Origin of the sequence: uncultured Chloroflexus sp. (assembly GCF_937129525.1) — a bacterium.
Taxonomy (GTDB): domain Bacteria; phylum Chloroflexota; class Chloroflexia; order Chloroflexales; family Chloroflexaceae; genus Chloroflexus.
Window position 1 is genome coordinate 36,660 of the sequence record NZ_CAKZNK010000143.1, and the last position, 14,258, is coordinate 50,917.

Below are 14,258 nucleotides of genomic sequence, written 5' to 3' on the forward strand. Positions count from 1 at the left end.
ACGATAACGATCACGCGCAAAGATGCCCGGCGCAGCGGCTCGCATGTCTCGCATGAAACGATAGTGACGAAAAAGCAAACAACGGCATCGAGAACATCTGGTTATGTCGAGCATGGAAGTGGCACAAGCGCCCAAAATGATGTGAGCAGTTTCCACGGCTGGTTGCTGCGCCGGGTATGCGTTCAAAATCAACCGGCTATCTGCTTGACAATCAATCTGGAGGCTGATATATTGTATACAATATCCTGAAAGAATAAGAACTATCATTTTCAGAAATATCTGGTTTATTGCTTCTCAGAAATCAATTATCTCATTTCTTCATTGGGAAGCGTTCCGTCACTTCAGGCAACTACAAGGTTTGCAATGGAGCATTTGTATACAAAAGATGAATCCTCTTCCGCCGATCAGGTTTACCAGCGCCTGCGACGGCTCTTGATTGAGGGTTTCTATCCTCCCGGATCACGGCTGGTTGAAGAACGACTGGCCAGCGATCTCGGCGTCAGTCGCACGCCAGTGCGGCAGGCATTGGTGCGCGCCGCCGCCGAAGGACTGGTGCAGATCTTTCCCAATCGCGGCGCAGTGGCTCGCAGCTTTACCATTGACGACCTGCTCGAGATGTATGACTTACGCGCTCTGCTCGAAGGGCATGCTGCGTACCTGGCTGCCAGCCGGATTACTCCCGCTCAACTATCCCGTATGGAGGAGGCAGCCACCGAGCTGGAAAAGTCGCTGACCTATACGTTTGAACGCCGTCAAGACGAGGTTCATTTCCTGGTTGAGCACAATGCGGTATTTCACCAGACTATCGCCGAGGCCGCCGGCAATCAGCGACTGATCACGATGTTGAACCAGATCGTTGCCGTTCCGCTCCAGTTTCGTTCGTTCTACTGGTATCGGCGCGAGGAACGCCAGATTTCGAACTTCTTTCACCGCAGCATTCTCAACGCACTCCGCCTTGGTGATGGTGATCGCGCGCGGGCAATGATGCGCGAACACATTTTTTACGGTCGCGACGTGCTGTTGCAAAGCCAACGCGCAGAGTCCGCTCCCGCTGCACTTGATGAGGAGTAATCTATCGTGAACCGTCAACGACCACCAAGACCACTTGATGATATTCGGGTACTGGAGCTAGGCGCATTTTTGGCCGGTCCCTTCTGTGGTCAATTACTGGCCGACTTTGGCGCCGAAGTGATCAAGGTCGAACCGCCGGGTAAGGGAGATCCGATGCGCGAATGGGGTCGCCATCGCTATAAGGGTCGGACATTATGGTGGCCGGTACTGGCCCGAAATAAGAAGTCGATCACTATCGATTTGCGCACTGCCGAAGGCCAGGCGCTGGTCAAACGACTGGTGCCACACGTTGATATGGTGCTGGAAAATTTTCGCCCCGGTACCCTGGAAGCCTGGGGCCTGGGATGGGAAGAGCTACGGGCGCTCAATCCGGGCCTGATTATGATCCGGGTGAGTGGCTTTGGACAGACCGGTCCGTACCGCGACAAGGCCGGCTTCGGCTCGATTGGCGAAGCAATGGGTGGCATTCGCGCCATTACCGGCTTTCCCGACCGCCCTCCGACCCGGATCGGAATCAGCATCGGCGACTCGCTGGCCGCCACCTTCGCCACACTTGGGGCATTGGTGGCGCTTCATCAACGGCAACGCAGCGGGCAGGGACAGGTTGTTGATATCGGTATCTACGAAGGCGTGCTCGCCCTCATGGAGAGCATGATCCCTGAATATCAGTTGACCGGCCACATCCGCGAACGAACCGGGAATATTTTGCCCAATGTCGCCCCTTCGAATATCTACCCAACCGCTGATGCAAGCTGGTTTGTCATTGGCGCTAATGCCGATACCATCTTTACCCGCCTCGCCCAGGCCATGGGTCGTCCCGAGCTGGCTACCGATCCGCGCTTTGCCACACATCAGGCCCGTGGTGAGCATCAGGCTGAGTTAGACGACCTGATCGCCGCCTGGACGGTGAACTATACCGCCGATCAGTTGCAAGCCATGATGGATGAGTATGGGGTGCCGGCTGGACGTATTTACACGGCGAAAGAGATGCTCAATGACCCGCATTTTATCGCCCGGCAATCAATTGTCGGCGTGCCAGACCCCGACCTCGGTGAGGTGAAGATGCAGAATGTAGTGCCACGCCTGTCTGAGACGCCCGGCGGGATCGATTGGACCGGGCCGGCCCTGGGACAGCACAACCAGGAGATCTTTGGCGAGTTGCTCGGTTTGAGTGCCGAAGAGATAGCGTCGTTGCAAGCGAAGCGGGTGATCTGATGGAAGCCGTAACCATCATTGACGTTGCTCCCCGTGATGGATTGCAAAACGAACCTGAGGTGCTCGATGTGACTACACGGGTTGAGTTGATTGAACGCCTGCTCGCCGCTGGCGTTCCCCGAATCGAGATTGGTTCGTTTGTCAATCCACGGCAGGTGCCACAAATGGCTGGCGCCGATGAGATTGCGCGCGCGCTGGCAGCTCGCGGACACAATCTCGCTGCCCGCGCCAGCGATGACTCCTTTCGCTTTACGGCGTTGATCCCCAATCAGCGTGGCTACGAGCTGGCCATCGCTGCCGGGATGCGTCACGTTCGGCTGGTACTGGCCGCCAGCGACGGCCTCAATCAGGCCAATTTCAAGCGCACTACTGCCGAATCGCTGGCCGAATTTAGCCAGCTCGCGATTCGGATGTATCAGGAAGGCATCGCTTTTGGTGTCGCTATCGGCGCATCGTTTGGCTGCCCGTTTGACGGTTATGTCCCGGTTGAGCGCGCGCTTTCTATCGCCGAACATGCCGTCGATCTGGGCGCTCAGGAAATTGTCTTTGCCGACACAACCGGAATGGCCGTACCGACCCAGGTGGCAACGCTCTGCCAGATGGCGCGACAACGACTACCGCGTGTGACCCTCACGATTCATCTCCATAACACTCGCAATACCGGTTACGCGAATGCCTTTGCCGCATGGCAGGCCGGCATTCGCTCGTTCGACGCTGCGCTGGGCGGAATCGGTGGTTGTCCATTTGCGCCGCGCGCTGTAGGGAATATTGCCAGCGAGGATCTGACTCATATGTTTAACGGTATCGGCGTGCCAACCGGCATCGATCTACCGGCATTACTGGCTGCCTCCGATTGGTTAAGTTCAATCCTTGGTCGGCCTTTACCGGCCCTCACCGGTAAGGCCGGCCCGGTCTACCCGCAGGTGGGAATTGCAGCAAACTATCGGCGCTAGGTTTTTTTTCAAGATGCTAACGATTGTATCGGGAGGAATGGAGACATGAGCTATCGCATCGGAGTCGACGTTGGTGGTACATTCACTGACCTGATGCTCTTCGACGAGGAGAGCGGGCGCTACTGGCGCCACAAGACACCTTCCACCCCCCATGACCCCTCAGAGGCAGTGCTGGCCGGAATTGCGGCGATCTGTCAGCAGGCAGGGATCGAACCGGCGCAGGTTGCCCAAATCATGCACGGCACCACTGTCGCCACCAATGTCATTCTGGAAGGCAAAGGAGCGCGGGTTGGCCTGATCACGACTGAAGGCTTCAAGCAGATCCTGCACCTTGCCCGTTCACAAACCCCAGGCCCTCTGGCCGGCTGGATGATTATGATTAAGCCCGAACCACCGGCCACGCTTGCTGATACCCGCGAAGTGCGCGAGCGTATGAGCGCCCGCGGCGAGGTGGTGCGCCCACTCGACGAAGCGCAGGCTGAAGCGGTGATCCGCGAACTGGTCGATTCGGGCATCGAGTCGCTGACCATCTCGCTGATCAATTCGTATGCCAATCCTGACCATGAGCGTCGTTTGAAGGCGATTGCGCAGCGGGTTGCACCTCATCTGCCGGTGACTATCTCGTATGACGTATTGCCGGAATTCCGTGAGTATGAGCGGACGCTCACCGCAACGATGAACGCATACGTCAAGCCCAAAGTCAAGATGTATGTCCACAATCTCGATCATAGCTTACGCCAGCGCGGCGTGCAGGCCCGCCTCCACATTCTCCGCTCGGATGCTGGTCTGATGACGGCGGAAACGACCGAAGAAAACCCGGTTTATACATTGCTCTCCGGGCCATCGGGCGGCGTGGCCGGAGCGTTGCATATTGCCATCCGCGCCGGATACCCCAATATCCTGACCTTTGATATGGGTGGCACCTCGACCGATGTGTCGCTTTGTATGGGAGAACCCAACATTGCCCGCGAGACGGTACTGGGTTACTTTCCGGTCAAAGTCCCCTCGGTGGATGTCCGTTCGGTCGGCGCAGGTGGTGGTTCGATTGCCCACGTCCCCTCGCTTACCCGCGCCCTCCGCGTCGGCCCGCAGAGCGCCGGCGCCGTACCCGGCCCGGCCTGCTACGGCAAGGGCGGCGTTGAACCGACGGTCACCGATGCTAATCTCGTCTGCGGGTATCTACCACCCAGCATTCTCGGCGGAGCGATGCAACTCGATGTCGCTGCGGCCAAAGCAGCCGTGCAGAAGATCGCCGATGCAACCGGGCTGAGCCTGATGGATGCTGCTGAAGGCATCTTGCGCATCGTCAACGAGAACATGTTTGGCGCGCTCCGGCTGGTGAGCGTGCAACGCGGTTTCGACCCACGCCAGTTTGCGCTGATGGCGTTTGGCGGGGCCGGGCCACTGCACGGCAACGCGCTTGCCGAGCTGCTCGGCTGCTACCCGGTCATTGTGCCACCGGCGCCCGGTCTGCTCTGCGCTCTCGGTGATCTCAGCGCCGATTACCGCGATGAGTTTGCCCGCACTTACATTCGCACTGTTGATCGGGTTGAACAAGAGGAAATGGTTGGCATGCTGCGCGAACTGGGTCGCGAAGCCAGAGCGATGCTGACCGAAGAGGCCATTCCACCCGCCCGCCAGGAGATCCGCTATTTTGTCGATATGCGTTACTACCGGCAAGGCTACGAAATGCCGATTGCGCTAAGTGAAGCCGAATTCGAGCAAGACCTGATTCCGTTGCTGGTACGGCGCTTCAACGAGCTACACGACCGCACATACGGTTTCATGCTCGACAGTAACGTTGAGATTGTCAATCTACGCGCAGTCGGCATCGGTCGGGTGACCAAGGTTGAGTTACCGGAAGCGGAACCGGGTGATCCTGACGCCAGCAGCGCATATACCGGCGACCACCAGATCTACCGCCACGGTGAATGGATTACAGCCAGACTGTATGACCGCAATAAACTGCGCCCGGGGATGCAGGTTGAAGGGCCGGCCATTATCACCGAGGTTGACAGTACTACCGTCGTGTTGCCCGGTCATACCGCGACGATCGATCGCTATTTCAACCTGTTGATCAATCGGAGCTAAACCAGCACCGCGGCGCCATAATACCGGGCCGCCCTGGCATTACTATCCACATCAGGGAGGAGCAGCAATGGCTACTAACCTTAAAATCGCCACTATCCCTCAGATCGAGATCGATCCAGTCACGCTCGATATTATCGAGAACGCGCTGAAGAACACCCGTTACGAGATGGATGCGGTGCTCTACCGCACTGCTATGAGTCCGGTTATCCGTGAACAGCACGATCAGTTCCCTATGATCACCGATCCACACGGACGCATGATCGTCGGCCAGTTCGGTTCGTATATCGCCGGCTTGCTTGACAACTGGCATCAGACGATTGAACCCGGCGATGTCATCTTGTTGTCAGACCCATACCTGTGCGGCGGCGCGATCAGCCACATCAATGACCTGCTGGTGATGTTGCCCATTTTCTACGGTGAGGGGGAAGATCGTGAACTGATCGGCTGGGCCAGTATGTTTGGCCATGCCCAAGATGTGGGTGGGCCGCTGCCCGGCTCGCTACCGACCACGGCGACGACCATCTTCGGCGAAGGACTGCGCTTGCCACCGGTCAAAATCTATGAGCGTGGGAAGCTCAACCAGGCTGTGCTCGACATTATGCTCAATAATGTGCGCCAGCCGGAAATGAATCGCGCCGATTTGATGGCGATCATTGCCAGTTGCCGCACCGCCGAAAAGCGCGTGATTGAGCTGTGTGATCGCTTTGGCAAAGATGTGTACCTGGCCGCAACCCAGGCGCTGCTCGATCGCACCTACCGGGCGATGAAGGAGCTGATTGTGCGCAATCTGCCCGAAGAGCCGCAATCGTTCGAAGATTACGTCGATGACGATGGGTTGGGCAACGGGCCATTCAAGATGAAACTGACCATCTGGCGGGTCGGGCACGAAGCCTACTTCGATTGGACAGGTACCGATCCGCAGGCGATGGGGCCGATCAACTTCTATCTCAACGAGTCGATGTTTAAGATGTTCATCGGCGTCTACCTGATCATGGTCTTTGACCCGCAAATCTTATTCAACGACGGCTTCTACCCCTTGCTCCACGTCACGATGCCCAAAGGCAGCCTGATCCAACCCGAATTTCCGGCGGCACTCGGCTGCCGCACGCATGCGCTTACCCGCCTGTTTGACGTACTCGGCGGCGCACTGGCCAAGCGAGCACCCGAATTCACCACGGCTGCCGGGTACGGCACCTCGCCATACCTGCTCTACTCAGGTTACGATAAAGATGGCGAATTCTTCTACCTCATGGAAATCAACTACGGTGGTATCCCAGGCCGTCCAATCGGCGATGGGATGGATGGACATTCGTGGTGGCCACTCTTCACCAACATCCCAACCGAGTATCTTGAGAGCTATTACCCGATTCGGATCGAGCGTTACACCAGCATCATCGATTCGGGTGGGGCCGGCTTCCACCGCGGTGGCAACGGCATTGAGAAGGTATATACCTTCCTCGAGCCGGGTGAGATCTCGATCCACGATGACCGCTGGCTCACACCACCGTGGGGCAACGTGGGCGGCAAACCGGGCAGTCGGTCGAGCAAGCTGCTGGTACGCGCCGACGGTAGCCGGCAGGTGTTGCCCAGCAAATGCGATCAGATCGCAGTCGAGCCGGGCGATCAACTGATTTACCGCACCGCTGGTGGTGGCGGCTGGAAAGATCCGCTCACTCGACCGGCAGAGGCGGTCCAGCGTGATGTGCGCTACGGCCTGGTCAGCCGTGAGAAGGCGCTCAACGATTACGGCGTGGTGCTAACCGACACGCTCGAAATCGATGATGCAGCGACGGAAGCCAAACGGGCCGAGCTAGCGGCTGCGCGCGGTGAAATCAAAGGGTTTGACTTCGGACCGCCCCTGGAAGAACTGCTGGCCAATGCCGAAGCCGAAACCGGCCTGCCGGCGCCGCGCAAACCGCAACCGGTACGCTGGGCAATGGCCCGCGCTGCCCGCCGCGAACGCGCGGCAGGGCCTGTCGAGCAACGTGAAGTTACCGCTGATTAACAGTACATGGCGGTGGGGTGGCGGGTATGCCACCCCACCATATGGCATGGGAAACGCATTATGAGCCAGTTCGATCACCTGACCAGAGACTACCGCCAGCACGGTCTGGGCGGACGAGTGGGGTTTGGCGAGCGACCGGCCCTCTTGATCGTCGACTTCATCAAAGCCTATACCACACCCGGCTCGCCGCTCTATGCGGCTCCCGGTGTTCCTGATGCGGTATACGCCAGTCAACCGGTGTTAAACGCTGCTCGCGCTGCGGCGATCCCGGTCATTTACACAACGGTCGCTTACGCTACTGATGGCCGTGACGGGGGCATCTTTGTGCAGAAAGTGCCGGCTTTGCGTCAGCTTACCCACAACTCACCACTGATCGAGATCGTTGATGAGCTACGTCCGCAACCAGATGAGCTGGTCATCGAAAAAAAGTATGCCAGCGCCTTCTTCGGCACTCATCTCGCTGCGACCCTGACAGCATCGCGGGTCGATACGCTGATTATGGTTGGCTGTTCGACCAGCGGTTGTATTCGGGCCAGCGCAGTCGATGGTATGCAACACGGGTTTCGGGTGATTGTACCGCGCGAATGTGTTGGTGACCGCGCCCCTGAACCGCACCTCGCCAACCTGTTCGATATCGATAGCAAGTATGGCGATGTCGTGGCGGTTGATGAAGTGCTGGCGTACCTGAACCATCGCTCGCGGTAACCATTGTTACTAACACCCGCACCTGTCAGCCCATGACACCCGTTCAGTACCATATGCGGCGTCAAGTTGACGGATCTTTACAGCGAGAAGATGGTAGCAGGCGCGTGTTATTGCGTCTGTTACCGGATTGTCAAGCGATTGGCAGGCATTTTTGTCGTGTTTGCGGCAAGAAATGGCTATATTTCGACATGTAAAAGTAAAAAAATCATATCTTGACTTGCGCGAAAGCTTGTGATACGATTCTATGTGCGTCATTTGACATGACGTGTTGTTGCTGTTTTGATTAGAAAGGGTTTGGTCTACAGCGATGCGCCACCTTCATCGCTGGATGCTTCTGGCTGGTGTGGTCGTCGCGCTGAGTGGATGCTTATCAACCCTACCTACCACCATGGAAGTGAACGGGCCATTGCCGGCTACCTTACCACCACTAGCGCAAACTTTGCGCGCTACCATTGCAGCGCCGACAGGCACAGTGCCGGCGACGGAATTTTCTACGCCTGTCACAACGGTAACTGCTACGACAGCGATTATTGTCGCTACGCCTCAGCCGACAATGATTGCCCCACCTACTCCCACGTTAGCTCCAGCTCCCACCATTGCATTACCGACATTACCCGCCCTCTCTCCTGAAGAGCGCTGGCGCGCGCAGCAACTGGATCGCCAGATCTTTCCTGAACTGCGTTTATATACAACAAAACGCAGCGAATTATACTGGTATGATCCAATAAATCAACAACCTGTGCTCATCGGTACTATCAATGGTGAGTTTATGGCTCAGGCAACGTTCTTTTGGCGTGAAAATAGCCAGCCAGCCCTTGAAGTTCCGTATCAGATTAATCGCTCATATGGGCTTTCCGCACTTTCTCCGGCTTTAATTGACCGGATCCGCGCTGCCGGATACTCCGACTGGATCGAAACATTTGTATTTCTTACCCCTGCTGTCCAGGCCAAGGATTTGCCTGGACAGTAACCTTGTTACGATGTGATTATTTTAAGGCTGTATCATGGCTTATGGCTTTGTTGGAAGGATGAAAGCTTTGTTAGAAAAGGAACTGCCGTGAGTAGTCGCTATCTTGAAATGGTTCGTGGGCAACGCCGCCGCAACGGATGGCAATTTACCTCCAAGTCGCTGCTCGCAATCCTCGCCTTTATTGCAATGATCGGTTCGGCGGTTTACTGGTGGGGTGTTCAGAGCCAGCTTACCGGCAACTGGATTATCGCCGCCGCCTACACGGCAATCCTCGTGCTGGCGCCACCCAGCCTGATGTCCTTCCTTATCCCATGGTCGCCTGGCGGCATGTTATTGCAGAAGATTAATGCCCGCACCTGGGGTTATGTCGCAGTGATGATAGCGGCCCTTTACCTGGTCTATTATTCTTTTGAAATACAATGGACGTGGTGGGCGTCACAGCCAGTCGTGCAAAGCACTGGCCTGGTAATTCAGCAGGTCTTGATCGGCATTATTGGCTTTATTATCATTCCGGCGTTGTTATGGACACCGGTCACTTCAGAGGAATTGGTCGAGCAGGTCAGGCAGGCCCACCTTGTTCGCCGTTACGAGTTGCAAACCCAGGCCGATATTGCAATTTTGCGGGCCACATTGCTGCGCGCGCAAGAGAAAGCCTTAATCGGTTTTGCTAATCTCACTGTGCAAGAACGGGAAGAACTGGCCGCAGTGATGCGGGGGTTGGTCAAGGGCATCGATGCTACGCTGCGTGATATTGGTGAGAGTGTAAAAACTGTCAGTGGGGCGACTGTTCCGTTTAATAGCCTGGAAGATAATGAAGATATTCGCCAATACCTTGATTTTGTCGCTGAAACGCTGACCGAAAATTCATTGCTGCCGCGGCGCCCCTCTAACCAAACAGAAACTGCCACGCGCCAGTTAACGCATCGCGATCGCGACGGAGAAGAATATTACGAGGACGAACGGCGCACACGCGCGTTGCGGCCACGCTAGGCAGGTTATCGTATGCGCGGCTATCGCTTCACAACCGATGACCGTCTGCCTGAACGCGATTTGCAAGAGCTGGCCGATGAGCTGGCCATTCAGTTGCACTTTTCGTTGGGTGAGCGGGTCTTTGTTCTGCCGCGGAGTGATGTGGCCGAGTTGATCTGGCCATATATCGATGACCTTCATCCCGACGACCAGAATGACCTGGTCTGGCTGGTCTGGCACCTCTTTCAAGAGGCTCAGGAACTGGATGGAGAATGAGCTGGCACCATGATGGCTGCCGTTCGCCGTCTCGGAATCTATGGAGGCACATTTGATCCGATCCACTTCGGGCATCTGGCAATTGTCGAAGAGGCACGCTGGTATTGTCAACTTGATCAGATTTTGATAGTGCCTGCTGCTGCCCAACCACTCAAAGCAGGCCATCTTGCCGCGGGGCATCACCGGCTGGAAATGGTCAGGCTGGCATGCGCCAACAACCCGGCACTGATCCCTTCTGCGCTTGAACTTGATCGGCCACCCCCCTCTTACACAATTGACACCTTACGGATCTGCCAGGAGCGTTACGGATCTGGGGTGGAATTGTTCCTGATCGTTGGCGCTGACGCTGCCGCTGAACTGTCACGCTGGCGCGAACCTGACCAGATCGCCCAACTCGCCCGCCTGGTGGTGGTTGGGCGACCGGGATACACCTTCGACTACGAAGGATTGTGCGCAACTATTCCTGCATTGCGCGACCGCGTTATTGTGATCGAAGGCCCAAAACTCGCCATCTCCAGCACTGACCTGCGGCAGCGACTCGCGACCGGTCGCCCGGTTCGCTACCAGTTGCCTGATACCGTACTCGCTTACCTGATCCGTCACCAACTATACAACACCAAGGGCTAAAATCACATGACTGACACTGCCGACCGTTTACTGAGCGAAACTGTCGCGGCTTGGGGATTGTCGCTGAGCGAGCATCAATTAGCACAATTTCACCGTTACCTCGATGAGTTGATCATCTGGAATGATCGCTTCAATTTGACAGCCGTGCGTGATCGCCCGGCAATGATCCGCCGTCACCTGCTTGACTCGCTCTGGCTAGCCCGCGATTGGTATCGGCTACCGGCAAACCTGATTGACATCGGCAGCGGCGCTGGTTTTCCCGCCCTGCCGATCAAAATCTTGTATCCGACTCTACCGGTCACCCTGGTTGAAGCAACCGGCAAGAAGGCAGATTTTCTCCGCTATGTAATCGATTGTCTGGGATTGAGTGGCACGCGAGTGATCAATGAACGGATCGAAACAGTCGGCCACGATCCGGCTGAACGCGAACGATACGAGGTTGTGACGGCTCGCGCCGTCGCCGAGCTTCGCGTACTGGTGGAATATGCGCTGCCCTTGTTGCAGGTTGGCGGACGCCTGCTTGCGCCCAAAGGACGCGATCCCGAAGCTGAAATTGCCGCAGCTCGTCCTGCTTTACGTCTGCTTGGCGGCGAGCTAAGTTACTGTCAGCCCGTACACATTCCCGGTGAAGAACCGCGCAGTCTGGTGGTGATCAGCAAAGTTGCCCCTACTCCCGACCGTTTCCCACGCCGGGTGGGAATACCGGCGCGACGACCGTTGTAAAAGAAGCTGGCCCGGCGTGTTGTGACCTGCTCACGTTCCTTCAATTTCCGCCATCAGCTCTCGACCAGCTTACTGCATGAGGTTCACATATGGTTGCCTGATTTTGATGCAACTTTCACGCTAGTCAATTCGTACAGATCAACGGTTGTGGAAGACATTGTCGGTGTGCTACAATACCATTAGCATTTTCACCGCAATCATGCCGCTCCGCAATCGTTTTGATCAGGCATCCACAAGGAGGAGATCCCATGTCCATTCTCGGTCGTATCAAAGATCTGATCAGTGCGAACATCAACGCAATGCTCGACAAGGCGGAGGATCCGGAGAAGATGGCAAATGAATATTTGCGCCAGCTTACCAACGAGCTGTACGAAGCCCGAACAGGCGTAGCTCAGGCCATGGCCGATGAGACCCGACTCGAGCAGCGGCGGATTGCGGCTGAGGGTGAAGCAGAGCAGTGGCAAATCAAGGCTGAGCGAGCGCTTCGCGCCGGCGATGAGGCTTTGGCGAAAGCGGCGCTGGCCCGCAAAGTGCAGGCCCAGAAGCTGGCCGAGCAGTATCGCGCTCAAGAGAAAGCGCAGGAAGAGCAGGTAGAGGCGTTGCAGCAGGCACTGATCGATCTCGAAACCCGGATTGCCGAAGTCAAGGCGCGAAAAGAACTTATTATCGCCAAGAAGAATCGGGCACAAACCCAAGAGGCGCTGCAACGCACCGCAGCTTCCATCGGTCGCGTGAGCGCGCTTGACAAGCTCGATCAACTGGAAGAGAAGGTTGACGACCGGCTGGCCCGCGCTGAAGCGATGGCTAAACTGGAAAGTGGTTCGCTCGAGGCTCGCTTCCGCGATCTGGAAAAAGAGACCGAGGTTGATAGCGAGCTGGCCGAACTGAAACGGAAACTGGGCTTGAGCTGATTGCGGGCGCCAAACGTAACACGCAACGTCTAAGCGGCGCGGGCGGGTTTGCACCCGCCCGCACTTGTATCTTTCAGCGCGGCTGGCAATGGAAGCGTTCAGGAATTATCAGCCCTCTATCGACGCTCGTACAAGAACGTTGCATGCTACCGTGCCGGCTCGTAACAGGCGCGGCAACGAGCTTCGTACATATCGAGGCCGCCAACCACGATGGTTGGCGCATTGGCAGGAGCAGGTTTGCCGTCAATAAGCCGCTGCGAGCGAGTAGCATAAGCGCCGCATTTCACACAGATCGCGTACAGTTTATCAACCTGCTCAGCCAGCGCAAGCAAATGCATCATCGCCGGAAATGGTTCAGCGCGGTAGTTGAGATCGAGACCGGCCACAATGACTCGCGCGCCGCGGTCGGCCAGCAATTGACAACCACGAACCATCTCTGCCGGATCATCGTCAAACAGATGTAGCTCATCGATCGCCACCACCTGCGCATCTTCGGCAAAGGTCAGAATTTCGCCCATCGTTGCAACCGTAATCGCTTCCAGCCGGCTACCGCTATGGCTCGACACCTGGCCTTCAGCATAGCGCGTATCCATGCGGGGCGTGAAGATTCGATACGATTGGCGCGCAATCCGCACCTGCCGCATACGCCGGATCAGCTCTTCGGTCTTGCCACTGTACATGCAACCACAAATGACCTCGATACGGCCACCATCACCTGGACGAGTCATCGTTCCTCCTGAAAATGTAGTATGCTATTGGCAATATCGTCCATTAACTTGCGGAGTATACCATACCATGTCGCGCCAAACAGAAGATGAACGACTGCTGCGCACCGATCCTTACCGTCAGGCTCACGATTTTACTCACACCGACACCTGGCGAGTGTTGCGCATCATGGGTGAATTCGTCGAAGGTTTTGAGAACATGGCCGGTCTTGGACCGGCAGTCTCGATCTTCGGTTCAGCCCGTATTCCCCCTGCATCGCCAATCTATGCCGCTGCTACGGAAACAGCGCGGTTACTAGCCGAAGCCGGCTTCACCATTATCACCGGTGGCGGCCCTGGCTTGATGGAAGCCGCCAATAAGGGTGCGCGCGCCGGTGGTGGTCGTTCGGTTGGCTGCACGATTGAATTACCCTTCGAAGCCGGCGCAAATCCTTTTGTCGATCTTGAAGTTCGTTTTCGCTATTTCTTTGTGCGTAAAATTATGTTTGTAAAATATGCCCATGCCTTTGTCATCTTCCCGGGCGGTTTTGGAACGCTTGACGAGTTATTTGAGGCGCTAACGCTGATCCAAACGGGTAAAATTCACGATTTTCCAATTGTGTTATACGGTTCAACGTTCTGGCAGGGTATGATCGATTGGGCGCGCAATACGTTGCTCGCTAACGGCACGATTGCTCAATCGGATATTGACCGGTTGCAGGTCTGCGATGATCCGCAACAGATCTGCGACCTGATTGTCCAATCCTACCGTCAACACCAGGGTGATAAGGACAACGCACCATGGACACACTAACCTGGATGGCTGATGCCGGGCTATGTGCCTTGCTACGACGTTATTACCAGGGCGAAGCCGGCCTCTGGGCAGAGATTCTACGCTGTGTCGAGCGCGAACTGCGCGCGCGTCAATTGCCGCCGGCGCCCCGTCACGTGCGCTTTCGCCGCACTGACGAAGGGTACATCGTTGAAATCAGACCGGCGGCGTAGCGCCGCTCGCTCGAGCGGCGCTCACATACGCTG

15 protein-coding genes are annotated in these 14,258 nt (G+C 56.5%); 14 read left to right on the forward strand and 1 reads right to left on the reverse strand.

Annotation, left to right across the window (positions count from 1 at the left end; genetic code table 11):
* Positions 1–363 precede the first annotated feature (363 nt).
* The 12 genes from Q0650_RS17220 (at position 364) to Q0650_RS17275 (ending at position 12,516) form a co-directional block, all read left to right on the forward strand.
* Positions 364–1,071 (forward strand): GntR family transcriptional regulator, encoded by a 708-nt coding sequence (locus Q0650_RS17220; protein ID WP_298821221.1) that lies wholly within the window; start codon positions 364–366, stop codon positions 1,069–1,071.
* Positions 1,072–1,077: 6 nt separating this feature from the next.
* A complete protein-coding gene (locus Q0650_RS17225; protein WP_298821223.1) occupies positions 1,078–2,286 on the forward strand; it encodes a CaiB/BaiF CoA-transferase family protein in 1,209 nt (402 codons plus the stop codon).
* On the forward strand, positions 2,286–3,239 hold the full coding sequence (locus Q0650_RS17230) for a hydroxymethylglutaryl-CoA lyase (RefSeq protein WP_298821226.1): 954 nt from the start codon (positions 2,286–2,288) through the stop codon (positions 3,237–3,239). Before Q0650_RS17225 ends, Q0650_RS17230 begins: the two co-directional genes overlap by 1 nt.
* 45 nt (positions 3,240–3,284) lie before the next feature.
* On the forward strand, positions 3,285–5,330 hold the full coding sequence (locus Q0650_RS17235) for a hydantoinase/oxoprolinase family protein (RefSeq protein WP_298821228.1): 2,046 nt from the start codon (positions 3,285–3,287) through the stop codon (positions 5,328–5,330).
* A gap of 67 nt (positions 5,331–5,397) precedes the next feature.
* On the forward strand, positions 5,398–7,335 hold the full coding sequence (locus Q0650_RS17240) for a hydantoinase B/oxoprolinase family protein (RefSeq protein WP_298821230.1): 1,938 nt from the start codon (positions 5,398–5,400) through the stop codon (positions 7,333–7,335).
* A 60-nt stretch (positions 7,336–7,395) separates the two neighbouring features.
* Positions 7,396–8,040 carry an N-carbamoylsarcosine amidohydrolase gene (locus Q0650_RS17245; RefSeq protein WP_298821232.1) on the forward strand — a complete coding sequence of 215 codons (645 nt, stop codon included), beginning with the start codon at positions 7,396–7,398 and terminating at the stop codon, positions 8,038–8,040.
* A 307-nt stretch (positions 8,041–8,347) separates the two neighbouring features.
* Entirely contained in the window at positions 8,348–9,010 is a 663-nt protein-coding gene (locus tag Q0650_RS17250) for a hypothetical protein (protein WP_298821234.1), read from the forward strand.
* Positions 9,011–9,097: 87 nt separating this feature from the next.
* Positions 9,098–10,000 (forward strand): hypothetical protein, encoded by a 903-nt coding sequence (locus Q0650_RS17255; RefSeq protein WP_298821236.1) that lies wholly within the window; start codon positions 9,098–9,100, stop codon positions 9,998–10,000.
* Between the two features lie 12 nt (positions 10,001–10,012).
* Positions 10,013–10,255: a hypothetical protein gene (locus Q0650_RS17260; RefSeq protein ID WP_298821238.1), complete on the forward strand. Its 243-nt coding sequence runs from the start codon at positions 10,013–10,015 to the stop codon at positions 10,253–10,255.
* A gap of 9 nt (positions 10,256–10,264) precedes the next feature.
* On the forward strand, positions 10,265–10,882 hold the full coding sequence (gene nadD / locus Q0650_RS17265) for a nicotinate-nucleotide adenylyltransferase (protein ID WP_298821240.1): 618 nt from the start codon (positions 10,265–10,267) through the stop codon (positions 10,880–10,882).
* Between the two features lie 6 nt (positions 10,883–10,888).
* A complete protein-coding gene (rsmG, locus tag Q0650_RS17270) occupies positions 10,889–11,605 on the forward strand; it encodes a 16S rRNA (guanine(527)-N(7))-methyltransferase RsmG (protein ID WP_298821242.1) in 717 nt (238 codons plus the stop codon).
* Positions 11,606–11,853: 248 nt separating this feature from the next.
* Entirely contained in the window at positions 11,854–12,516 is a 663-nt protein-coding gene (locus Q0650_RS17275; RefSeq protein ID WP_298821244.1) for a PspA/IM30 family protein, read from the forward strand.
* Positions 12,517–12,662: 146 nt separating this feature from the next.
* On the opposite strand, the gene Q0650_RS17280 is transcribed toward Q0650_RS17275, so the two are convergent.
* A complete protein-coding gene (locus Q0650_RS17280; RefSeq protein WP_298821245.1) occupies positions 12,663–13,244 on the reverse strand; it encodes a thymidine kinase in 582 nt (193 codons plus the stop codon).
* Between the two features lie 67 nt (positions 13,245–13,311).
* On the opposite strand from Q0650_RS17280, the gene Q0650_RS17285 reads away from it, so the two are divergent.
* Entirely contained in the window at positions 13,312–14,034 is a 723-nt protein-coding gene (locus Q0650_RS17285; protein WP_298821247.1) for a TIGR00730 family Rossman fold protein, read from the forward strand.
* Positions 14,022–14,225, forward strand: a complete 204-nt coding sequence (locus tag Q0650_RS17290) for a hypothetical protein (RefSeq protein ID WP_298821249.1) — start codon at positions 14,022–14,024, stop codon at positions 14,223–14,225. The genes Q0650_RS17285 and Q0650_RS17290 overlap by 13 nt, the downstream gene beginning before the upstream one ends.
* Positions 14,226–14,258 lie beyond the last annotated feature (33 nt).

Bases quoted from the DNA above. Each gene is read 5' to 3' on its own strand.
- Q0650_RS17220 (WP_298821221.1), top strand. From the start codon at position 364: ATGGAGCATTTGTATACAAAAGATGAATCCTCTTCCGCCGATCAGGTT.
- Q0650_RS17230 (WP_298821226.1), top strand. From the start codon at position 2,286: ATGGAAGCCGTAACCATCATTGACGTTGCTCCCCGTGATGGATTGCAA.
- Q0650_RS17235 (WP_298821228.1), top strand. From the start codon at position 3,285: ATGAGCTATCGCATCGGAGTCGACGTTGGTGGTACATTCACTGACCTG.
- Q0650_RS17240 (WP_298821230.1), top strand. From the start codon at position 5,398: ATGGCTACTAACCTTAAAATCGCCACTATCCCTCAGATCGAGATCGAT.
- Q0650_RS17245 (WP_298821232.1), top strand. From the start codon at position 7,396: ATGAGCCAGTTCGATCACCTGACCAGAGACTACCGCCAGCACGGTCTG.
- Q0650_RS17250 (WP_298821234.1), top strand. From the start codon at position 8,348: ATGCGCCACCTTCATCGCTGGATGCTTCTGGCTGGTGTGGTCGTCGCG.
- Q0650_RS17260 (WP_298821238.1), top strand. From the start codon at position 10,013: ATGCGCGGCTATCGCTTCACAACCGATGACCGTCTGCCTGAACGCGAT.
- nadD (WP_298821240.1), top strand. From the start codon at position 10,265: ATGATGGCTGCCGTTCGCCGTCTCGGAATCTATGGAGGCACATTTGAT.
- rsmG (WP_298821242.1), top strand. From the start codon at position 10,889: ATGACTGACACTGCCGACCGTTTACTGAGCGAAACTGTCGCGGCTTGG.
- Q0650_RS17275 (WP_298821244.1), top strand. From the start codon at position 11,854: ATGTCCATTCTCGGTCGTATCAAAGATCTGATCAGTGCGAACATCAAC.
- Q0650_RS17280 (WP_298821245.1), bottom strand. From the start codon at position 13,244: ATGACTCGTCCAGGTGATGGTGGCCGTATCGAGGTCATTTGTGGTTGC.
- Q0650_RS17285 (WP_298821247.1), top strand. From the start codon at position 13,312: ATGTCGCGCCAAACAGAAGATGAACGACTGCTGCGCACCGATCCTTAC.
- Q0650_RS17290 (WP_298821249.1), top strand. From the start codon at position 14,022: ATGGACACACTAACCTGGATGGCTGATGCCGGGCTATGTGCCTTGCTA.